The following is a 24,429-nucleotide window of genomic DNA, read 5'->3' as shown; positions in this document are numbered from 1 at the left end:
GTCGGGCGTGAGTCCGGCTCTGGCGCCGTGCGCCATGCCGTGCGTCATTCCGTGGTGTTCTCGGCCGCCAGCCGCAGCAGGCTCTCGCCGTCGAGGTCGTCAAGGTCGTCAAGGTCGTTTACGGGACCGCTCTGCGCGGGGGCCGCACGAGTGGTGTCGTCACCGCCGCTGTCCGCGAGTCGCAGCACCAGGTCCAGCAGTCCGGCCTTGCGCAGCCTGCTCGGCGGGATGGAAGCCAGGACCCGGCGGACCTCGGCCTCGGGGTCCTCGGCGGGCTCCCGCGTGCCGGGGAACAGCTCGGCCCCGATGTGCCCGGCGAGGGCGGTGGGGTTCGGGTAGTCGAAGACCAGCGCGGCGGGCAGGGGCAGCCCGGTCACCGCCTTGAGCCGGTTCCGCAGTTCCACCGCGCTCACCGAGTCGAAGCCGAGGTCGCGGAAGGCCCTGTCGGCCGGGACGGTGTCCGTCCCGGAGTGGCCGAGGGCCGCGGCCACCTCGGTCCGTACGGCGTCGAGCAGGACGCGGCGCCGTTCGGCGTCGGGCAGTTCGGCGAGGCGGCGCGGCAACGACGGCGTACCGTCGGGGGTTTCGTCCCCGGCGTCTCCGGCCTCCCCGGCCTTCCCCGCCTTCCCCGCGTTGTCGGCGGGCGCCGGTTCGCGGGCTTCCGGCAGGCCGGACAGCAGCGGGCTGGGACGGGACATGGTGAAGCTGGGGGCGAACTTGGCCCAATCCATCGCCGACACCGTCATGGTGGTCCGGTCCTCGTCAAGGACCCGCTGGAGCGCGGCGATGGCCTTGGGCGGCTCCATCGGAAGAACGCCGCGCTTCGCCAGCCGTTCCACCAGGCCGGGGTCGGTGGCCATACCTGCCTCGCCCCAGGCGCCCCAGGCGATCGACGTGGCGGTCAGGCCCCGGGCACGGCGGTGTTCGGCCAGCGCATCGAGGTAGGCGTTGCCCGCCGCGTAGCCGGGCTGTCCGCCGCTGCCCCAGGCCGAGGCGCCCGAGGAGAACAGCACGAACGCGTCCAGCCGGGCGTCCGTGGTCAGTTCGTGCAGGTTGAGCGCGGCGGTCAGCTTGGGCCGCATCAGCGCGTCCAGCCGGTCGGGGGTCAGCGACGCCGCTTCGCCGTCGCCGTCCGACACCCCGGCGGCGTGGATCACCGCGGACAGCGGGAATTGGGGGAACTCGGCGGGAATGGCCGACAGCACGGCGGAGAGCGCGTCGCGGTCGGCCGCGTCGCAGGCCACGACCGTCACCCGCGCGCCCATGCCCTCCAGTTCGGCACGGAGCCCGGTGACGCCCGGCGCGCCCGGGCCGCGGCGGCCGGCGAGCACGACATGCCCGGCGCCGCGCTCGACGGCCCACCGGGCGAGATGCGCGCCCAGACCGCCGGTGCCGCCCGTGATGAGCACGGTTCCGCGTGTACGCCACGGCCGCTCGGGCCGCGCGGGGGCGGGCTCGGCGTGGACCAGCCGGCGGCCGAAGGCGCCCGACGCGCGGACCGCGACCTGGTCCTCGCCGTCCAGGCCCGCCAGCACTCCGGCCAAGCGAGCGGCGGCGCGCTGGTCCAGCGTCTCCGGGAGGTCCACCAGGCCGCCCCACAGGCCCGGTTGTTCGAGCGCGACGACCCGGCCGAAGCCCCACAGCGCGCCCTGCACCGGGTGGCTGACCCGGTCGTCCCGCGCGGCCGAGACGGCGCCACGCGTGACGCACCACAGCGGCGCGCGCAGCCGCGCGTCGCCCAGCGCCTGGACCAGGGCAAGGGTCGCGGACAGTCCGCTCGGGACGGAGGTGAACCCGGAGTGCGGCCGCTCGGCGAGGCCCAGCAGCGAGATGACTCCGGTGAACTCCGTGGCGGGGTGAGGAGAGGTCTCACCGGCATGGGCCAGTCGGGCAGCCAACTGCTCGCGGTCGGTGTCCTCGGTGGACTCGATATCGATCCGCACCGCGTCCGGGCCCAGGGCGTCGAGCACCGCTTCGGCCCATGGGTCGCCCTCGCATTCGGCCGGGACCACCGCGAGCCACCTGCCGGTGAGCGGGGTGGTCGCGGGTTCCCGCAGCCGGGTCCAGTCGGTCCGGTAGCACCAGGCACCCACGGCCGACCGCCGCCGGTACTGCTCGCGCCACGCGGACAGCGCGGGCAGCACGGCGGAGAGGGAATCCTGACCGCCGCCGGCGTCGACGCCCAGTTCCGCGGAGAGCGCGTCGAGGTCGCCGCTCTCCACGAGGGTCCAGAAGGCGGCGTCCTCGCCGTCGGTGGCGCTTGCGCCGCCGACGGCCCGTGCACGCTCCGCTGTGGGCTCCGGCCAGTAACGCCGGTGCTGGAACGGGTAGGTGGGCAGGTCGACGGGACCGCCGCAACCGTCCGGAAACGCCGTACGCCAGTCAACCGGGAGCCCGCGCACCCAGCCCTCGGCGACCGAGGTCACGAAGCGCCGGGCGCCGCCGTCGTTCCGGCGGATCGAGCCGAGGACGACCGCCTCGTCGGCGCCCGCCGTCTCGCAGGTCTCCTCGATCGCGCCGGCCAGCAGCGGATGCGGGTTCGTCTCGACGAAGATCCGGTGGCCGTCGGCCAGCAGCGACCGGGTCGCCTGCTCCATGCGCACCATCTGCCGCAGGTTCGCGTACCAGTAGTCGGCGTCCAGCGTGGCCGTGTCCAACCGCTCACCGGTCACCGTGGAGTAGAAGGGCACCCGCGAGGACACCGGGCGCAGCGACGCCAGGACGGTCAGCAGTTCGTCCCGTACGGCTTCGGCCTGCGGTCCGTGGCCCGCGATGTCGGATCGCACCTTGCGGGCGCGCAGGCCCTGGGCCTCGCACTCCCGCATCAGCTCGTCCAGCGCCGCCGGATCTCCGGAGACCACCACCGACGAGGGCCCGTTCAGCACCGCCAGGGACAGCCTCCCCGGCCAGGATTCCAGCAGTGGGCTCACCCGCCCGGCGGGGGCGGCCACCGACATCAGGCCGCCGTGCCCGGCCAGCTTCAGCATCGTCCTGCTGCGCAGCGCGATGAGCGCGGCGGCGTCCTCGAGCGACAGGGCGCCGGCGATATGAGCCGCGGCGACCTCGCCCTGTGAATGCCCCACGACGGCACCGGGTTCGACGCCGTGGGAGCGCCACAGTTCGGCCAGCGCCACCATCGTCGCGAACAGCGCGGGCTGTACGACGTCGGCCCGTCCCAGCGCTTCGGGATCACCGGACCCGGTCAGCAGGTCGGTCAGCGACCAGTCGATGTGCGGGGCGAGTGCGTCGGCGCAGGCGGTCACGGTGTCCCGGAAGACGCGGGAGGCCACGAAGAGCTCCCGGCCCATGCCCCACCATTGCGAGCCCTGGCCCGGGAAGACGAACACCGGGCCGGTCTCGTTCTCCAGCACGGTCCCGCGCACCAGGCCGGAAGCGCTGCCCTGGGCCGCCAGTGTGTCGAGGGAGCGCAAGCGTTCGTCGCGGTTGTTCCCGACCACGACCGCGCGGTGGTCGAAGGCGGAGCGGGTGGTGGCCAGGGACCATCCCACCTCGGCGGGCGGGGACGTCGGGTTTTCCCGCGCGAACGCCCGCAACCGTGCGGCCTGTTCGCCGAGCGCCGTCGCGGACCGCGCCGAGAGCACCCACGGCACGGGGCCGTCGGTCTCGGGGGTGGGGTGTTCTTGGGTGTCGGGTGCCTCTTCCAGGACGGCGTGTGCGTTCGTTCCGCTGATGCCGAACGCCGAGACCCCGGCACGGCGCGGCCGGTCCGCACGGGGCCACTGCCGCTGCTCGGTGAGGAGTTCCACGGCGCCGGCGGACCAGTCCACCCGCGAGGACGGGGGGTCGGCGTGCAGGGTCCGGGGGAGCGTGCCGTGCCGCAGAGCCAGCACCGTCTTGATGACGCCCGCGACCCCGGCCGCGGCCTGGGTATGGCCGATGTTGGACTTGAGCGAGCTCAGCCACAGCGGCCGGTCCGCCGGCCGCTGTCGGCCGTAGGTGGCCAGCAGCGCTCCCGCCTCGATCGGGTCGCCGAGCCGGGTGCCGGTGCCGTGTGCCTCCACGGCGTCGATGTCCGCGCCGGACAGGCCCGCGTCGGCGAGCGCCTGGTGGATGACGCGCTGCTGGGAGGGGCCGTTGGGCGCGGTCAAGCCGTTCGACGCGCCGTCCTGGTTGACCGCGCTCCCCCGTACCACCGCAAGGATCCGGTGCCCGTTGCGCCGCGCGTCCGACAGGCGCTCGACCACCACCACTCCGACGCCTTCGGAGTATCCGGTGCCGTCCGCGTCGTCGGAGAACGCCTTGGCCCGGCCGTCGCGGGCGATCGCGCCCAGCCGGGAGATCCGGGCGAAGCTGGCCGAGTCGGTCATCACGGTCGCTCCGCCGACCAGGGCCAGCGAACACTCGCCCGCACGCAGCGCCCGCGTCGCCAGGTGCAGGGCGACCAGGGAAGAGGAGCACGCGGTGTCCACGGTGACGGCCGGGCCCTCGAACCCGAAGGTGTAGGAGAGGCGGCCGGAGAGCACGCTCGCCGCGAGTCCGGTGGCGGCGTGGGCCGCCACGTCCTCGCGGGATCCGGTCACCACGTGCGCGTAGTCCTGCCCGTTGCTGCCCACGAAGACCCCGGTGCGGCTGCCGCGCAGGGTACGCGGGTCGAGCCCTGAGCGTTCGACGGCCTCCCAGGACACTTCGAGCAGCAGCCGCTGCTGCGGATCCATGGTCACCGCCTCGCGCGGCGAGATCCCGAAGAACGCGGCGTCGAACTCGGCCGCGTCGTAGAGGAATCCGCCCTCGAAGCGCGCGCCGCTCCACGGCCCGTCGCCGTCGAAGGCGCCGAGGTCCCAGCCGCGGTCGGCGGGGAAGTCCGAGATCGCGTCCCGCCCCTCGGCCAGCAGCTCCCACAGCTGCTCGGGGGTGTTCACGCCGCCGGGCAGCCGACAGGCCATGCCCACGATCGCCAGCGGTTCGTCGGCGGCCCCGGCCGGCGCTGCGGGCGGGGCCGGTACGTCCGGGGCGGCCCGCTCACCGCCCAGTCCGGCCAGCAGATGTTCGGCCAGCAGCCGGGGGGTCGGGTAGTCGAATACGACGCCGGTGGGCAGCGCCAGCCCCGTCTCGGCCGCGAGTTGGTTGCGCAGCTCCACCGCGGTCAGGGAATTGAATCCGGAGTCCCGGAAGGCTCTGTCCGCGTGCACCAGGTGCGTCGCGTTCGCGGACGCGTGCCCGAGCACCGCGACCGCGCGCTCCCGTACCGTCTCCAGCACCCGCGCGGCCCGCTCGCCCGCCGGGAGGTCGCGCAGCCGCTCGCGCAGCCGCGGCGCCGGTGCGCTGTCCTCGCGGGGCGCGCGCCGCGCGTACGGCAGTTCTTCCAGCAGCGGGGTTCGGCGCAGGCCGGAGGGCGGGGCCTGCGACGCGAAGTGCTGAAGGTCGGCGACCACCAGCGTCGGATGCGGTTCGGTGACCGCCTCGGACAGCGCCGAGACCGCGAGCCGCGGATCCAGCCTTGCGAGCGCGACGCTGCCGGCTGCTCCGGAACCCGGTCGGGCCGCCATGCCGGCGCCGCCCCAGCCTCCCCAGGCGATCGAGGTCGCGGGCAGGCCCCGCGCGTGCCGACGCTGCGCCAGCGCGTCCAGCGAGGCGTTGGCGGCCGCGTAATTGGCCTGTCCGGGATTGCCCACGACCGACGACACGGAGGAGAACAGGACGAACGCCGACAGGTCCGCGTCACGCGTGAGCTCGTCGAGCAGGAGGGCCGACGCGACCTTGGCGCGGAACACCGTGGCGAACCGGTCCGGGGTCAGCCGGTCGAGTACGCCGTCGTCCAGCACACCCGCCGCGTGCACCACCCCGGTCAGCGGCCGGTCGGCCGGGATGTCCGCCAGTACGGCCTCCAGCCCCGCCCGGTCCGCGGCGTCGCAGGCGGCGATGGTGACGTCCGCGCCGAGCTCGGTCAGCTCCCGGCGCAGGTCCGCCGCGCCCGAGGCGGCGGGTCCGCTCCGGCTGACGAGCAGCAGGCGCGGTCCGCCGCCCCCGGCCGGTCCGCGTCCGGCCGGTCCGCAGGTGGCCGACCCGCGTTGGGCGAGCGCGCGCGCCACGTGCGCGCCGAGCGCACCGGTCCCGCCGGTGATCAGCACGGTGCCGGACGGCTCCCACTCCGCCGCGGGGCGCGGGGCCGGGGCGGGCACCAGCCTGCGTACGTACGTACCGGACGGCCGTACGGCGACCTGGTCCTCGCCGTCCCGGCCCGCCAGTACAGCGGCGAAGGCGGCGGCCGAGTGCTCGTTCAGCTCGGTGGGCAGGTCGATCAGGCCGCCCCAGCGGTCCGGGTACTCCAGCGCGGCCACGCGTCCCAGTCCCCACACCGCCGCCTGCGCCGGGTCGGCCGGGTGCTCGGCGTCCTTCACGGCCACCGCGCCGCGCGTGACGCACCACAACGGGCAGTGCAGTCCGGCGTCGCCCAGCGCCTGCACCAGCGCGGTCGTGCGGATGAGCCCGGCGGGTACACCCGTGTCGTCCGCTGATTCGTCCGCTGCCAGCAGGGAGAGCACCCCGGCCACGGACGGGAGACCGTCGGCCGCGGTGGTGAGGCGTTCGACGAGGGCGGTACGGCCGGCGTCCCCGGCTTCCCCGGCTTCCCCGGCTTCCCGGGCTTCGACGCGGACGGCATCCGGTCCCAGGGCCTGGGCGACGGCAGAGATCCAGTCCTCGTCCGGCCCGCCCGGCGGGGTGACGACCAGCCAGGTACCTGATGCCTTCCCGGGCGGGAAGCTCCGCCGCCGCCAGGTCTCGCGGTGGCGCCACGAGTCCACGGTGGACCTCTCGCGGTGGCGGGTCCGCCACGAGGACAGGGCGGGCAGTACGACGCGCAGCACCGCGGCGTCGGCGTCCAGGTTCGTCGCCAGCGATTCGACGTCCTCCCGCTCCACCGACGCCCAGAACTCCGTCTCGGCGTCGCCGCCGTCCCGGGTGGGTGTGTCCGCGACCGGCGGCGCGAACCGCTCGTGCTGGAACGGGTAGGTGGGTACGTCGACCCGGTGCGCGCCGGTGTCCGCGAACAGCTCGGGCCAGTCGACGGCCACACCCGATACGTGGAGCCGCGCCAGCGCGGTCACGGCCGCGAGCTCTTCGCCGATGTCCTCGCGCAGCAACGGAACGACGACGGCGTCGGGTGCCAGGGACTCCTGGGCCATGGCCGTGAGGACGCCGTTCGGTCCCAGCTCCAGCCAGGCACCGGCGCCCTCGGAGGCGATCGCGCGCACGCCGTCGGCGAACCGTACGGTCTCGCGGACGTGGCGCACCCAGTAGTCGGGCGAGCCCAGCTCACCGGCCGTCGCGAGCCTCCCCGTCACATTCGACACGACCGGGATGCGCGGCTCATGGAACGTGAGCCCGCCGACAGCCGCACGGAACTCCTCCAGAATCGGGTCCATCAGCGGCGAATGAAACGCATGGCTGACAGCCAAGCTCCTCGTCCGACGGCCCTCCAACCGCGCGACGATCTCCTCGACCGCTGTCCCCTCGCCGGACAGCACCACCGACGACGGCCCGTTCACCGCCGCCACCGACACCTCACCGGACAGCAACGGCCGGACCTCGTCCTCAGCCGCCTCGACGGCCACCATCGACCCACCGCCGGGCAGGCCCTGCATCAGCCGAGCCCTGGCCGCCACCAGCACACAGGCGTCCGGAAGGGACAGCACTCCCGCGACGTGAGCAGCCGCGATCTCACCGATCGAGTGCCCGGCCAGGTAGTCGGCCTTCAGGCCCCATGTCTCCGCGAGGCGGAACAGGGCCACTTCGATGGCGAACAGGGCGGGTTGGGCGAAGCCGGTGCGGTTCAGCCGCTCGGCGTCGTCGCCCCAGATCACTTCGCGGAGGAGACCGGTGGTGCCGGGCGGTGGCAGGTGCTCGGACAGTTCCGCGAGTACCGCGTCGAATGCTTCCGCGAAGGCCGGGAAGCGCGCGTGCAGTTCGCGGCCCATGCCGATCCGCTGGCTGCCCTGTCCCGAGAACAGCACCGCCAGTGGCCGTTCGGCCGCGACGCCCCTGGCGAGTTCCGGTGCGCCCTCGGCAGAGCCCAGGAGCACGGCGCGGTGCTCGAAGACCGACCGGCCCTTCGCCAGGGAGAATCCGGTGTCGACCGGGGAAACCGGCCCGCCCGGCAGGGACCGCACCCGGAGGAGATTCTCGTCGAGGGCGGCGCCGGTCCTGGCGGAGACCACCCAGGGCACCGCGTCCGGCACGACCCGCACCGGGTCGGCGTCGCTCTCCGGCGCCCGCAGGCCCTCGGGGACCTCGGGTGTCTCGGGGGCCTGTTCCAGGACGACATGGGCGTTCGTACCGCTGATCCCGAACGACGACACCCCCGCACACCGGGCCCGGCCGGTCTCCGGCCACGCGATGGTCTCGCGCAGCAGCTCGACCCGGCCGGCGGACCAGTCCACCCTCGACGAGGGCGTTCCGGCGTGCAGCGTACGAGGCAGCGTGGCGTGGCGCATCGCCTGCACCATCTTGATGACCCCGGCGACTCCGGCGGCCGCCTGCGTGTGGCCGATGTTCGACTTGAGGGAGCCCAGCCACAGCGGGCGGTCCGGCTCCCGGCCCTGGCCGTACGTGGCGAGCAGCGCCTGCGCCTCGATGGGGTCCCCGAGCCGGGTTCCGGTGCCGTGCGCCTCGACCGCGTCCACATCGGAGGTGGTCAGCGCGGCGTTCTCCAGTGCCTGCCGGATGACCCGCTCCTGCGCCGTTCCGTTCGGCGCCGTCAGGCCGTTCGAGGCGCCGTCGGAGTTCACCGCGCTGCCGCGCACCACCGCGAGTACGGGATGACCGTGCCGCCGCGCGTCCGACAGCCGTTCGACGACGAGCACCCCGACGCCCTCGGACCAGCCGGTGCCGTCCGCCTGCTCGGAGAACGCCTTGCACCGCCCGTCCGGGGCCAGCCCGCCCTGCCTGCCGAACTCCGGGAAGATCGCCGGGTCCGACAGCACCGTGACCCCACCGACGACGGCGAGCGAGGACTCCCCGCCGCGCAGTGACCGCACCGCCATGTGCAGCGCGACCAGCGAGGACGAGCACGCTGTGTCCACCGTGACGGCCGGGCCCTCCAGGCCCAGGGTGTAGGCGAGGCGGCCGGACAGCACGCTGGCCGCGGTACCGGTCATCACGTGGCCCTGCTGGTCGTCGCCGTCCGCGTCCGGTGGCTGCCGGTAACCCCAGTGGTAGGTGCCGACGTACACGCCGGAGCGGCTGCCGCGCAGGGTCAGCGGGTCGATCCCGGCCCGTTCCAGCGCCTCCCAGGACACCTCCAGCAGCAGCCTCTGCTGCGGGTCCATCGCCGCGGCCTCGCGCGGGGAGATGCCGAAGAAGCCCGGGTCGAACTCGGTCGCCCCGGCCAGGAATCCGCCCTCGTGGGTGGGGCTGCCGCCCGGGCCGTCGCCGTGCAGAGCGCCCAGGTCCCAGCCGCGGTCGGTGGGAAACCCCGTGATGGCGTCCCCGTCGGCGCGGACCAGCTCCCACAGCTCCTCAGGGGAGCCGACCCCGCCGGGCAGGCGGCAGCCCATGCCGACGATCGCGATGGGTTCGCCGGCGCGTTGCTCCAGTTCCTCGACCCGCGCTCGCGCCCGCCGCAGGTCGGCGGTGACCCGCCTGAGGTACTCGACGATTTTGCCCTGCTGGTCTTCTGGCACCGGACCGTCCTCACGGCTCAACGAAAGTGGCTGCTTACTGGAGTTCGAATTCCTCGTCGATGAGGTCGAGCAATCGGTCCACCGGCACCGAATCGATGTCCTCGGTGGAGACCCGATCGGGCGCCGGATCGGGCGGTTTCGCACCGGGGCCGGCGTCGTCGTCCGCGTGACCGTCCCCGAGGCGGTCCGCCAGATGGTCCGCGACCGACGCGGGGGTCGGATGGCTGAACACGAGGGTGTCGGGCAGTCGCAGCCCGGTGACCGTGCCGAGCCGCGCGCGCAGTTCGGTCTCGGTCAGCGAGTCGAAACCCAGTTCCCGGAAGGCCAGGTTCGCGTCCACCTGGTCGGGGTCCACGTGGCCCAGCACCGCGGCCGCCTCGGCACGCACCAGGTCGAGCAGGAGGCGGGCCCGTCGAGCGGCGGGCATGCCCCGCAGCTTCTCCGGCCGCGGCGCGGCGACTCCTGATCGCCCGGCGGGCCGGCCGGGGACGTACTCGGCGGCGGGTTCGGGCGCCGGGGACGGGTCACCGAACTGCGGCACCGGGCGTACGAACAGAGCGTCGACCGACAGCACCGGCGCCCCGCCCGGTTCAACGGCCTCGATCGCCAGCGAACCGTCCCGCTGGGGCGAGAGCCGCACGCGCAGTGCCGTGGCACCGGACGCGTGCAGGGAAAAGCCTTGCAGGTACGAGGGAAGGCCGATGTCGGCGCCGGGCGGGGTGGCGTGCCGGGCGGCGTCCAGCAGCGCTGGATGCAGGACGAACGCGGCCGTGTCGGCTCCCGGTGGCAGGACCACTTCGGCGAACACGTCCGCGCCGCGCCGCCAGGCCACGCGCAGCCCCTGGAGCATCGGCCCGTAGGAGAATCCGGCCTCGGCCCACCGCCGCCGGAAACTCTCCGCCTCGACCGGCTCGGCCCCCGGAGGCGGCCATGCGGCCGTGTCGAGCCCGGGGTCCGCGCCGCTCTTGGGGGCGAGCACACCGAAGGCGTGCTCGATCCACGGCGCCCCGACGGCCGGGACGGGCCGCGCGTGTACGGTCACCGGCCGCCGTCCCGATTCCCGGGCGGCCCCGACCCGCAGCTGAAGTTCCACCACACCGGATTCGGGCAGGACGAGCGGAGAGGTGAGGACAAGCTCTTCGAGGTGGGCGCACCCGGCCTCGTCACCGGCCCGGACGGCCAGTTCCGCCAGGGCCGTGCCGGGCAGCACGACCCGGCCGCACACGTGGTGGTCGGCCAGCCATGGCTGCGCGGCCACCGAGACGCGGCCACCGCACACCAGGCCGGCGTCCTCGGCGAGTTCCACGACCGTGCCCAGCAGCGGGTGTCCCGAGCCGTTCCGGTACGTGCCGCTGCCGTCCGCCGGGACGGTCGGCCAGAAGCGTTCGTGCTGGAAGGCGTAGGTCGGCAGGTCCACCCGGCGTGCGCCCGTGCCCGCGAAGAACGCGCGCCACGCCACCGGCACCCCGGCCACGTGCAGCCGGCTCAGTGCGGTCACCAGTGCGGTCTCCTCACCGCGGTCCTTGCGCAGGGCGGGCACCACGGTCACCCGCGTACCGGCCAGGCTGTCCCCGGCCATGGCGGACAGCGCGCCGTCCGGACCCAGTTCCAACAGGACGGTGGCGCCCGCCGCGCGGAGGGTGGCGAGGCCGTCGCCGAAGCGGACGGTGTCGCGGATGTGGCGCACCCAGTACTCCGGCGAGCACAGCTCCCCGTCCGTCGCGAGCCGCCCGGTCAGGTTCGACACCACGGGGACGCGCGGCTCCTGGAACTCCAGGCGCTCCACTATGCGCCGGAACTCCGCGAGCATCGGGTCCATCAGCGGCGAGTGGAAGGCGTGCGACACGGACAGCCGGGTGGTCCTGCGCCCTTCGGCCGCCAGCGTACCGGCGATCCTCAAAACCTCGCGCTCCACTCCGGCGAGCACCACCCGCGACCGGCCGTTGACCGCGGCGATCGACACGCGGTCGGTCAGTAAGGGCTGCACTTCTTCCTCGGTGGCCCGCACCGCGACCATGGCTCCGCCGTCCGGCAGCGCCTGCATCAACCCAGCGCGCGCGGCCACCAGGCGGCAGGCGTCGGCGCACGAGAACACCCCGGCCACGTGCGCCGCCGTCACCTCGCCGATCGAATGCCCGGCCAGGAGGTCCGGCGTCACGCCCAGAGACTCCACGAGCCCGTACAGAGCAACCTCGACGGCGAACAGCGCGGGTTGGGCGAACCCGGTGCGGTCGAGCAGGTCCGGGTCCTCGCCCCACAGCGCGTCCCGCAGCGGCACGTTCATCCGCGGCAGGTCCGTCTGGCGCTCGAACTCCGCCAGCACCGCGTCCAGCCGCTCGGCGAACACCGGGAAACGGCCGTACAACTCCCTTCCCATGCCGAGCCGTTGAGTGCCCTGCCCCGAGAACACCACCGCCGTCCGGCTCTTCCCGGCGACGCCGCGCGCCACTTCGGACCGGCTCCCGCCGGCGGCGAGCAGGACCGCCCGGTGGTCGAACGCCGAACGGCCGGTGGCCAAGGAGAATCCGACATCGACGGCGGAGTGGGGATCCGTCGTGGACACCGGAGTGGACCGGATCCGGTCCAGCTGGACGTCCAGCGCGGCCTCGGTCCTGGCCGACACCACCCAGGGCACCACGGCCGGAGACATATCCGGGTTCCGCTCGGGCTCGTCGACCGGGGCGACCGGCGGCGCCTGTTCGAGGATCACGTGCGCGTTGGTGCCGCTGATGCCGAACGAGGACACCCCGGCGCGGCGCTGGCGACCGGTATCCGGCCACGCGGTGTTCTCACGCAGCGGTTCGACCGCCCCCGCCGCCCAGTCCACCTGGGATGTGGGCACGTTCAGGTGCAGGATGCGCGGGAGCGTCCCGTGCCGCAGCGACAGCACCGTCTTGATCACGCCCGCCACGCCCGCCGCCGCCTGCGCGTGGCCGAGGTTCGGCTTCAGCGAGCCGAGGTACAGCGGGCGGGGCCGGCCCTGGCCGTACGTGGCGAGCAGGGCCCGCGCCTCTACCGGGTCGCCCGCCCGGGTGCCGGTGCCGTGCGCCTCCACCGCGTCCACCTCAAAGGTGCCCAGCGCGGCGTCCTCCAGTGCCTGCCGGATCACCTGTTCCTGGGAGGCGCCGTTCGGCGCGGTCAACCCGCGTGAGGCGCCGTCGGAGTTCACCGCGCTGCCGCGCACGACGGCGAGCACGGGGTGGCCGTGGCGCCGCGCGTCGGACAGCCGCTCCAGCAGCAGTACGCCCACGCCTTCGGCCCACGCGGTGCCGTTCGCGTCGTCGGAGAAGGCCCGGCACCGGCCGTCCGGCGCGAGCCCGCCCTGCCGGGAGTAGCCGACGAGAGACCGCGGGGTGGACATGACGGTCGCGCCGCCGGTCAGCGCCAGCGAGCACTCTCCCGCCCGCAGCGCCCGCACCGCGCAGTGCAGCGCCACCAGCGAGGACGACGACGCGGTGTCCACCGTGATCGCCGGGCCCTCCAGGCCGAGGAAGTAGGCGAGCCGGCCGGTCGCCACGCCCGGCGAGGTGCCGGTGACGGCGTGCCCGGCCAGGTCCTCCTCCGCCCGCTGGACGACGAGTGCGTAGTCCTCGCCACTGGTGCCGATGAACGCACCCGAGCGGCTGCCGCGCAGGGACAGCGGGTCGATTCCCGCCCGTTCGACCGCCTCCCAGGACACCTCGAGCAGCAACCGCTGCTGCGGGTCCATGGCCAGGGCCTCGCGCGGGCTGATCCCGAAGAAGCCGGGGTCGAACTCTGCCGCGCCGCGCAGGAAGCCGCCCCGCTGGGACGCGCTGCGGCCCGGGCCGTCGCCGGCGAGGGCGGCCAGGTCCCAGCCGCGGTCGGCGGGGAGGCCGCCGGTCGCGTCCTGCCCGGACACGACGAGGTTCCACAGGTCTTCGGGAGAATGGATCCCGCCTGGGTATCGGCACGCCATTCCGACGATCACTACCGGATCGCCGGAGGGCTCAGTGCCGGGCGTGACCGTCATGACGCCGCACCGCCTTTGAGGAAGTCGGACGAGTGGAGTTCAGCCCGGAGGCTAAGGCCGCGGGATCTTTACATTCCCTTAGACCTTGCGGTGGACGTGGCCGGGCGCCGCCTGCGGCGGACGGCGCTACGCGCCACCGTCGGGGTCCAGGGTGGTGAGCCATTCCTCCATCAGGCGTGCGGTCTCCCCGGAGTCGTCGGCGATCAGCGTCAGGTGGTCGGCGTCGATCAGGCGCGTGGTGGAGGCCGGGACCGCGGGCACCTCGTCCCCGTGCCCGACCCCGGGCAGCGACTCCGCGCACCGGACGAGCAGGCTGGGCACCGAGGTCGTGTACCGCTCCGCGCCGCCGGTGGTCATCCGTATGAACCAGTACGCCATCGCCGACAGCCGGGCGCTGTTCAGCTTCACCGACGGGGAGTCGATGCCGGCGAGGTAGTTGCTCTGGACCACGTCCCAGTCGACCTGCTCCCCGGCCTCGTACTGGAGGCTGAGGGTGTCGAGCATGATGACGCCCTCGGGGCGGACCCCCCAGACCTCCTCCAGCACGCCCGCGGCCCGGTAGGCGAAGGTGCCGCCGGTGGAGTAGCCGACGAGGACGAACGGCTCGCCGTCACTGGCCAGCAGCGCGCTCTCCGCGATCAGCCGGGCCGCAACCTCGCTGGTGGCGGGCAGCGGCTCGCCCTCGGCGAAGCCGAGCAGCGGCAGCGCGGAGACGTGCCGGTTGCCGCGGAACCGGGAGGCGATCCGGGCGTACTGGTGGACGCCTCCGTTCGCGCCGGGGGCGCTGATGCAGATCAGCCGGGGCTTGCCCGGGCCCACGGCCAGGGTCACCGGCTGGGGCAGCTCTTCGACCTCGGCGGACACCTCGCAGGACGGGCGGGTGGCGGCGACGGCCATCAGCAGCCGCATCGCCTCCAGCTGCCTGCCGGAGTTCACGGTGTCGAAGAACATGCCGACCAGCGAGTCCTGGGCGTTCTCCCGGACGGCGGTGAGCGCTCCGGGTTCGGCCGCCGCGCTCATGCCGCCCTGGTGCGCGAGCCGGTCGCGCAGCCACTGGGCGAGCCCGGCGGGCGTCCGGGTCTCGAACACCACCGAGGTCGGCACCCGCATGCCGAGCGCCTCACCGAGCTGGTTGCGCAATTCGAGCGCGATCAGCGAGTCGAAGCCCATGGTGAGGAACGCGCGCTGCGGATCGATCGCGTCCGCGTCGCGCTGGCCGAGCAGCACGGCCGAGGTGCCGACCACCAAGTCCACCAGCAGCTTTTCCTGCTCGTCCGGGTCGAGGCCGCGGAGCCGGTCCCGTACGGTGGCCAGCGACCTCGCCGTCCCGGCCGCCGTGGGCCGGGAGCTGGGGATGAGGTTGCGCAGCAGCGGGTGCACCTGCTGGAGCGCCCTCGACCGGTCCACCCGGAGCGGGACCAGCTGGGCCTCGTCGCGCGTGAGGGCCGCGTCGAAGAGGGCCAGGCCCAGCTCCGGGGTCAGCGGTGGCGTGCCGGACCGGCTCATACGCTGGATGTCGGTCTCGGTGAGGTGGCCGGTCATTCCTGTGCGGCGGCCCCAGAAGCCCCACGCCAGCGAGGTGGCGGGCAGCCCCTGGCCGCGCCGGTGGGCCGCGAGGGCGTCGAGGTAGGCGTTGCCCGCGGCGTAGCTCGCCTGGGCCTGGCTGCCCATCACCCCGGACACCGAGGAGTACAGCACGAAGGCGGACAGGTCGAGTTCGCGGGTCGCCTCGTGCAGGTGCCAGGCGGCGTCGGCCTTGGGCCTCAGTACCGTGTCCACGCGCTCGGGGGTCAGCGAGGCGATCACGCCGTCGTCGAGCACGCCGGCGGTGTGCACCACCGCGGTCAGCGGATGCTGGGCCGGCACGTCGGCCAGCAGGCGGGCTATGGCGGCGGGGTCGGTGAAGTCGCAGGCGGCGAAGGACACCTGAGCGCCATGAGCGGTCAGTTCGTCGCGCAGCTCTGCCGCGTCCGGCGCCTCGGCGCCCCGGCGGCTGGCCAGCAGCAGCCGCCGTACGCCGCGTTCGGCCACCAGGTGCCGGGCCAGTTCCTCGCCGAGGCCGCCGGTGCCGCCGGTGATGAGCACCGTGCCGTCGGGGTTCCAGGACCGCCCGGACGGGGGCCGTGCGGGCACCCGCGTGAGCCGGGCGACCCGTGCGGTCCGTTTCCGCAGCAACCACTGCTCCTCGTCGGCGGCCAGCAGACCGGACAGCGCCCCGGCCGATATGTGCGCGTCGTCGAGGTCGACCAGCAGGAAGCGGCCGGGGTTCTCCGACTGTGCGGACCGCACCAGGCCCCACACCGCCGCCGCAGCCAGGTCGGTTACGTCCTCGCCGTCCGCGGCCATCGCGCCACGGGTGACGAAGACGAGCCGCGAGCGGGCGAACCTCTCCTCGGCCAGCCACTCCTGCATCAGCGCCAGCGCGCGTTGTGTGGCTTCGTGTACGGCCTCGGGGCCGGGGCCCTCCGCGACCGGGACCACGAAGCCGTTCGGCACGGGTCCGTTGTCGCCGCTCTCGCCGATCGCGCCGGCCAGGGTCGCGGCGTAGGCGGCGATGGTCTCGCCGCCCAGGGCCATCGCGTTGCCCAGGTCGTGCTGGTCATCTCCGATGACGGCCCACCGTGCCCCGGCGAGGGGTGTGGGCTCGGTCGGGGCGGGGACCCATTCGACCCGGTACAGCGAGTCGAGCGGATCACGTCCGGCCGGCGTATCCGGCTGGGCCGACGGCGGCCGAAGCGTCAGCGAGTCCACCGAGATCACCGGTGTGCCCTCGACGTCGGTCGCGGCCAGCGTGACGGTGTCCGGGCCGGTGCGCACCAGCCGGGCGCGCAGTACGGACGCGCCGGAGGCGTGCAGTACGGCGCCGTTCCACGAGAAGGGCAGGGCGCACTCGTCGTTGTCCTCACCGGCGAACGCGGCAGCGTGCAGCACCGCGTCGAGCAGCGCCGGGTGCATCCCGAAGCCGTCCGCGTCCGCTGCCTCGTCCGGCAGGACGACTTCGGCGAACGCCTCCTCGCCACGGCGCCAGACGGCCCGCAGGCCGCGGAAGGCCGGTCCGTACTCCAGGCCCGCCCGGGCGTGGCGCTCGTAGAGCCCGTCGAGGTCGACCGGGGTCGACTCGGGCGGTGGCCAGACCGTCGCGTCGAACTCCGCGGCTGGGGCGCCCAAGGCACCGGAGGTGAGCACGCCGGTCGCGTGCAGGTGCCAGTCCCCGCTCGCGGCGTCGGCGGGCCGTGCGTAGAGCCGGGTGTCCCGGTGGCCCCTCTCATCGGGCTCGCCCACATGTGCCTGGATCTGGGTCGCGCCCTGCGCGGGGAGCACCAGCGGCGTGGTGATGGTGAGCTGCTCGACCCGGTCGCAGCCGGCCTGGTCGCCGGCGCGGATGGCCAGTTCCAGGAAGCCGGTGCCGGGGAAGTACGCCGAGCCGCCGGACCGGGGCTCGGCCAGCCAGGAGTGGGTGGACTGGGACAGGGTCCCGGTCAGCACGATGTCGTCCGAGCCCGCCACGTTCACCGTCGCGCCGATCAGCGGGTGGTCGGTCGGGGCGAGGCCCACGCCGGACAGGTCCGTCGGGACGGTCGAGCCCGACGGCCAGAACCGCTCGCGCTGGAAGGCGTAGGTCGGCAGGTCCACCCGCCGGGCGCCAGTGCCCGCGAAGAACGCCTGCCAGTCCACGGGCACACCCCTCACGTGGAGCCGCGCGAGCGCGGTGACGGCCGTCGTCTCCTCCGGGCGGTCCGCGCGCAGTACGGCCACGGCCACGGCCTCGTCCGGCGCCGACTCCTGGACCATGGCCGACAGCACGCCGTCCGGGCCCAGTTCGAGGAACGTTCGCACGTCCGCGTCGGCCAGTGTCCGGACGCCGTCGGCGAACCGTACGGTCTCGCGGACGTGGCGCACCCAGTAGTCGGGCGAGCGCAGCTCACCGGCCGTGGCGAGCCGCCCGGTCAGGTTCGAGACGACCGGGATGCGCGGCTCGTGGAAGGTGAGCCCGTCGATTGCCGCACGGAACTCGTCCAGCATCGGGTCCATCAGCGGCGAGTGGAACGCGTGCGAGACCCGCAGACGGCTCGTACGACGGCCCTCCAACCGCCCGGCGACCTCCATGACCGCCGATTCCTCACCGGACAGCACCACCGACGACGGCCCGTTCACCGCCGCCACCGACACCTCACCGGACAGCAACGGCCGGACCTCGTCCTCGGTCGCCTCCACCGCCACCATCGCCCCGCCGACCGGCAACGCCTGCATCAGCCGGGCCCTCGCCGACACCAGACGGCACGCGTCATCCAGCGACAGCACACCCGCCACATGCGCCGCGGCCACCTCACCGATCGAGTGCCCGGCCACGAACTTCGGTACGACACCGAGCGACCCGATCAGCCGGAACAACGCCACCTCGACCGCGAACAGCGCGGGCTGAGCGGCCCCGGTCCGGTTCAGCGCCTCGACGTCCTCGCCCCACATCACCTCGCGCAGCGCGGGATCGGACTCGGCCAGCACCGCGTCCAGGGCCTGCGCGAACACCGGGAACCGGCCGTACAACTCCCGCCCCATCCCGATCCGCTGCGCACCCTGCCCGGAGAACACCACAGCGAGCGAGCCCTCGGCCGCCACGCCCCGGGCCGCCTCGGCCACTCCGTCCTCGGAGGCCAGCAGCACCGCCCGGTGGTCGAACGCCGACCTTTCCGTGGCGAGCGAGAGCCCGATGTCCAGCGGAGCGCGGTCCGCGGTCCCGACCGCGGACCGCACCCGGTTCACCTGGGCTTCGAGGGCCGTCTCACTCTTGGCCGACACCACCCACGGCACTACGCCGGGCGTGACGGTGGGCGGTTCGGCATCCTCCGCCGGCTCCTGCGGGGCCTGTTCGAGGATCACGTGCGCGTTGGTACCGCTGATGCCGAACGAGGACACCCCGGCGCGGCGGGGGCGTCCCGCCTCCGGCCATGCGGCGTTCTCGGTCAGCAGCCGGACCGCGCCGGCCGACCAATCCACGTGTGACGACGGTGTGTCCACGTGGAGGGTGCGCGGCAGCACGCCGTGGCGTATCGCCATGACCGTCTTGATCAGCCCGGCCGCGCCGGCGGCGGCCTGGGTGTGGCCGATGTTGGACTTCACCGTGCCCAGCAGCAGCGGGCGTTCGCGGTCCTGGCCGTAGGTCGCCAGCAGCGCCTGCGCCTCGATCGGGTCGCCGAGGGTGGTGCCGGTGCCGTGCGCCTCCACCGCGTCCACGTCCGCCGGGGTCAGGCCCGCGCTCGCCAGGGCCTGTCGGATCACGCGCTGCTGGGAGGGGCCGTTGGGCGCCGTCAGTCCGTTGGACGCGCCGTCCTGGTTGAGCGCGCTGCCCCGCACGACCGCGAGGACGGGGTGGCCGCCCCGCCGCGCGTCGGACAGCCGCTCCACGACCAGCACGCCGACCCCCTCGGACCAGCCGGTGCCGTCGGCGGAGTCCCCGAACGCCTTGCACCGCCCGTCCGGGGCGAGCCCGCCATGGTGCTTGAACCCGGCGAAACTGGCCGAGGTGGTCATGACCGTCACGCCACCGGCCAGCGCCAGCGAGCACTCACCGCCCCGCAGCGCCTGGGCGGCCAGGTGCAGCGACACCAGCGACGACGAGCAGGCCGTGTCGACGGTGACCGCCGGTCCTTCCAGGCCGAACGCGTAGGACACCCGGCCCGACATCACGCTGGGGCCGAGCATGACGCCGCGGCCCTCCATGTCCCGGGCGCGGGCGATCACATGCATGTAGTCCACGCCGTTGCTGCCGACGAATACGCCGGTCCTGCTGCCCCGCAGCCCGACGGGGTCGATACCGGACCGCTCGATCGCCTCCCACGCGGTCTCCAGCAGCAGCCGCTGCTGCGGGTCCATGCCCAGTGCCTCGCGCGGCGAGATGCCGAAGAACTCCGTGTCGAAGTCGGCGGCGTCGTAGAGGAATCCGCCCTCGCCCTGCAGGTCCCAGCCGCGGTCGGTGGGGAAGTCCGAGATGGCGTCGCGGCCGGAGGAGACCAGGTCCCACAGCTGGTCGGGCGAGCCGACGCCGCCGGGGAAGCGGCAGGCCATGCCGACGATCACGATCGGGTCGTCGGCGTCGTCGGGGACACCGGCGGGTGCCACGGCGAGCGCCGCTTCGTCAGCCTCGGCCCGGCGGCCCATCAGTTCGGCCGCGAGGTGGTCGGCCAGTGCCTGGGGCCTCGGGTAGTCGAAGAGCAGGCTCGCAGGGAGCGCGAGGCCGGTGACGCGGGCCAGTTGGTTGCGCAGCTCCATCGAGGTCAGCGAGTCGAAGCCGTGGTCCTGGAAGACCCGATCCACGCTGATGGCGTCCGGGCCGGCGTGCCCGAGGACCCCGGCCGCGTGCGTCCGGATCAGGTCCAGCAGCTGCGTCGTACGCTCGGACTCCGGCGCCGCGTACAGCTGCCGCCGCAGGGCGGAGGCCGCCGACTCGCTCTCGCGCCGGACGTCGCGGGCCGACCGCTGCGCTTCGCGGGCGGAGGGCAGCGCGCTCAGCGACGCGCTGGGCCGCAGGCTGAACAGCGCCTCCAGTACGTCCTGCTGCCCCAGGTCGGCGACCACCGTGACCGGGTCGGGTGCGGCGACCAGTTCGGCCAGCACACCGAGGGCCATCCCGGGTTCCAGCACCGTGGTGCCGGTCTCGTGCAGCACGTCCTCGATGCCGGCGGCCATCCCGCCGCCCTCCCAGGCGCCCCAGGCGATGGAGGTCGCGGGCAGGCCCTGCGCCCGACGCTGCTGGGCCAGCGCGTCGAGCACCGTGTTGGCCGCGGCGTAGTTCGCCTGGCCCGGGTTGCCGACGGCACCGGCCACCGAGGAGAACAGGGCGAATACGGACAGGTCCCGGTCGCGGGTGAGTTCGTCGAGCAGCATCGCCGGGGAGACCTTCGCCCGGAACACCGCGCCGAACCGCTGCGGCGTCAGCCCGTTGAGCACGGCGTCGTCCAGCACACCGGCGGCGTGCACGACCCCGGTCAGCGGGAATCCCTCGGGGATGGCCGCCAGGGCGGCCGTCAGCTCGGTGCGGTTCGCGGTGTCGCAGGCGGCGATGGTGACACGCGCGCCCAGCGCGGTCAGTTCCGCCTCCAGGTCCGCCGCGCCCGGCGACTGGGGACCTCGGCGGCTGAGCAGCAGCAGGTGTTCCGCGCCGTGCTCGGCCAGCCAGCGGGCCAAGTGCGCACCGAGCGCGCCGGTGCCGCCGGTGATGAGCACCGTGCCGGCGGGCTGCCAGGTCGGCGCCGCGTCGCGGGAGGGGGCGGGCAGCAGCCGCCTGCCGAACACGCCGGAGGCGCGGATGGCGACCTGGTCCTCGTCGCCGGGCCCGCCGAGGATGCCGATCAGCCGCCGGAGCGTACGGTCGTCGGGCTCCGGCGGCAGGTCGATCACGCCGCCCCAGCGGTCCGGGTACTCCAGGGCGGCGACCCGGCCGAGTCCCCAGAGCGCGGCCTGCCGCGGGCTGGCGACGGGGTCGTTCTCGTCCACCGAGACGGCGCCGCGGGTCAGCGCCCATACCCGGCTGTGGATCCCGGCGTCGTCGAGGGCCTGTACGAGTACGGCGGTGTCGACCAGCCCCACCGGCACACTCGACCAGCGGCGTGCCTCGTTCGCCGCCAGCAGCGAGACCACTCCGGCGAACCTTATGCCGCCCTTCCTCAACTCACCCAGCTGCTGCGCCAGTTCGGAACGGTCGGGCCGCTTCCCCAGCGTCACCGGGACCACGTCCGGGCCGAGGCCGTCCAGCACCGACCGCACCCACGGGGTGTCGGCCTCCGGCCCGTCAGCGGGCAGCGCCACCAGCCATACGCCCGGCAGGGCGGCCGCGGACGCGCCGCGCAGCGGCTGCCAGCTCTCCCGGAACCGCAGCGAGTCGGCGAGCGAACGGGCCCGCTGCTTGCCGCGCCAGGCCGACAGCGCGGGCACCACGCCGCCCAGCGCGTCGGTGTCGATGTCCAGGCGGGCCGCCAGGGACGGCAGGTCCTCGCGCTCCACCGCGGCCCAGAACTCGGCATCCGCCCCGTCCACCGCGCCGGAGAGCGGGACGGACCCGGCCGCCTCCGGCCAGTACCGCTCGCGCTGGAAGGCGTACGTCGGCAGGTCGGTCCGGTGGGCGCCGGTGCCCGCGAAGAACGCCCGCCAGTCCACACCGACCCCGGCCACGTGCAGCCGGGCCAGGCCGGTGACGGCCGCTGATTCCTCGTCGCGGTCCTTGCGCAGCAGGGGAACCACGGCGATGCGCTCCGGCGCGGACTCGCGCATCAGCGGCGCGAGCACCCCGTCCGGGCCGAGCTCGAGCAGCACACCGGCACCGGCGGCGGCCAGCGCCCGTACACCGTCGGCGAACCGTACGGTCTCGCGGACGTGCCGCACCCAGTAGTCGGGCGAGCGCAGCTCGTCGGACGTGGCGAGCGCGCCGGTCAGGTTGGAGACGATGTCGATCTCGGGCTGGTGGAAGGTCAGGCGCGCGGCGACGGCGCGGAACTCTTCCAGCATCGGGTCCATCAGCGGCGAGTGGAAGGCGTGGCTGACCGACAGCCTGCTGGCGCGGCGCCCCTTCAGGTGGGCGGTCACCTCGGCGACGGCGTCCTCCTCGCCGGAGACGACCAGCGACGAGGGACCGTTGACGGCCGCGATCGACACCTGGTCGGTGAGCAGCGGCCGGATCTCGTCCTCGGTGGCCTCGACCGCCACCATGGCGCCGTCGGCGGGCAGAGCCTGCATCAGACGGGCGCGGGCCGCGACCAGACGGCAGGCGTCGGGGAGGGACAGTACGCCCGCGACGTGTGCAGCCGCCACCTCGCCGATCGAGTGCCCGGCTACGAACCGCGGGCGCACTCCCAGCGATTCGACCAGGCGGAACAGCGCCACGTCGACCGCGAAGAGGGCGGGCTGGGCGTGGCCGGTCCGATCCAGCAGGTCCGCGTCCTCGCCCCAGATCACCTCGCGAAGCCGTTCCGGCTGCGATCCGGCGAGGCTTTCCGAGGCCGTGGCCGGGGGCGGGGAGAATTCCGCGAGCACGGCGTCCAGCGCCTCCGCGAAGGCCGGGAAGCGGTCGTAGAGGCCGCGCCCCATGCCGAGGCGCTGTGCGCCCTGCCCGGAGAAGACGACGGCCACCGGCGCGTCCCCCGCCTCGCCCCGGGCGATTTCGAGGAGCCCCTCGTCGGAGGCCAGCAGCACGGCGCGGTGCTCGAAGGCCGACCGGGCGGTGGCGAGGGAGAAACCGACGTCGAGCGGCGAGCACTTCGGGTGCTGTGCCGCGAACCGCTTCAGGCTCTCCACCTGCGCGGCCAGCGCGGCCTCGGTCCTGCCCGCGACGGGCCAGGGCACCGCGCTGGGCACCGGGGCGGGGCCCTCGGCGGCCTCCGGTTCGTCCGGCGTGTGCTGTTCGAGGATGACGTGGGCGTTGGTGCCGCTGATCCCGAACGAGGACACGCCCGCCCGGCGCGGGCGGTCGGTCCGGGGCCAGTCGGTGTTGGCGGTGAGCAGTTCGGCCGCGCCCTCGGTCCAGTCCACATGGGACGAGGGGACGTCGACGTGCAGCGTGCGCGGCAGCACTCCGTGCCGCATGGCCATCACCGTCTTGATGAGTCCGGCGGCGCCCGCCGCGGCCTGCGTGTGTCCGAGGTTCGACTTCACCGAGCCCAGGTACAGCGGCTGCTCCCGGTCCTGCCCGTACGTCGCGAGCAGGGCCTGCGCCTCGATCGGGTCGCCGAGGGTGGTGCCGGTGCCGTGCGCCTCCACCGCGTCCACGTCCGCCGGGGAGAGCCCGGCACTGGCGAGGGCCTGGCGGATGACCCGCTGCTGGGAGGGGCCGTTGGGCGCGGTGAGACCGTTGGACGCGCCGTCCTGGTTGACGGCGGAGCCCCGTATCACGGCGAGGACCTCGTGCCCGTTGCGAATCGCGTCGGACAGCCGTTCCACCATGAGCACGCCGACGCCCTCGGACCAGCCGGTGCCGTCCGCGGCCTCGGCGAAGGGCTTGCAGCGGCCGTCGGGCGCCAGCCCTCCCTGCAGGCTGAACCCGGCGAAGCTGGCGGGGGTCGTCATCACGGTGACCCCGCCCGCGAGCGCCAGGGAACACTCCCCGCTGCGCAGCGCGTGCGCGGCCAGGTGCAGCGACACCAGCGACGACGAGCACGCCGTGTCCACGGTGACGGCGGGGCCCACGAGGCCGAACACGTAGGAAAGCCGCCCGGAGATCACGCTCGCCGCGAGCCCGGTCCCACCGTGGCCGTCCATGTCCTCCCGCGCCTCGGCCACCAGCCGGACGTAGTCCTGGCCGTTGGTGCCGACGAACACGCCGGTCTGGCTGCCGCGCAGCGAGAGCGGGTCGATCCCGGTGCGTTCGATCGCCTCCCAGGACACTTCGAGCAGCAGCCGCTGCTGCGGGTCCATGGCCAGCGCCTCGCGCGGGCTGATCCCGAAGAAACCCGGATCGAAGTCGGCCGCGTCGTAGAGGAATCCGCCTTCGCCGGTGACGCTGCGGCCGCGGCCGTCCCCGCCGAGCACCGCGGCATCCCAGCCGCGGTCGGTCGGGAAGCCGGAGATCGCGTCATCGCCCGAGGCCACCAGGTCCCACAGCTGCTCAGGCGAGCGCACCCCGCCGGGGAACCGGCACGCCATGCCGACGATCGCCACCGGCTCGTGCCGACCGGACTCGGCCTCCTCAAGCCGCCGCCGCGTCTGGTGCAGATCCGCGGTGACCCACTTCAGGTATTCGACGAGCTTCTCTTCGTCCGCCATGGTCAAGGCGCCTTTCCGCTTCCGCTTGAGAGATCGACCGGGGATCGG

2 protein-coding genes and 1 pseudogene are annotated in these 24,429 nt (G+C 74.1%); all 3 read right to left on the bottom strand.

Going from position 1 to position 24,429, the window contains the following annotated elements; translation table 11 throughout:
- Window positions 1-44: 44 nt before the first annotated feature.
- A pseudogene (locus tag ACH4TL_RS44825) lies at window positions 45-9,641 on the bottom strand (type I polyketide synthase); the annotation flags it as partial.
- Window positions 9,642-9,675: 34 nt separating this feature from the next.
- The gene (locus tag ACH4TL_RS44820; protein ID WP_398331627.1) at window positions 9,676-13,590 is read right to left on the bottom strand and encodes a type I polyketide synthase; all 3,915 of its coding nucleotides are present in this window, start codon (window positions 13,588-13,590) and stop codon (window positions 9,676-9,678) included.
- Window positions 13,591-13,758: 168 nt separating this feature from the next.
- Window positions 13,759-24,387 (bottom strand): type I polyketide synthase, encoded by a 10,629-nt coding sequence (locus tag ACH4TL_RS44815; protein ID WP_398331621.1) that lies wholly within the window; start codon window positions 24,385-24,387, stop codon window positions 13,759-13,761.
- Window positions 24,388-24,429 lie beyond the last annotated feature (42 nt).

Source organism: Streptomyces sp. NPDC021115, assembly GCF_044333065.1.
GTDB lineage: Bacteria > Actinomycetota > Actinomycetes > Streptomycetales > Streptomycetaceae > Streptomyces.
The sequence above is the reverse complement of the archived record's forward strand: the minus strand, read 5'-3'. Positions and strand labels throughout refer to the sequence as shown.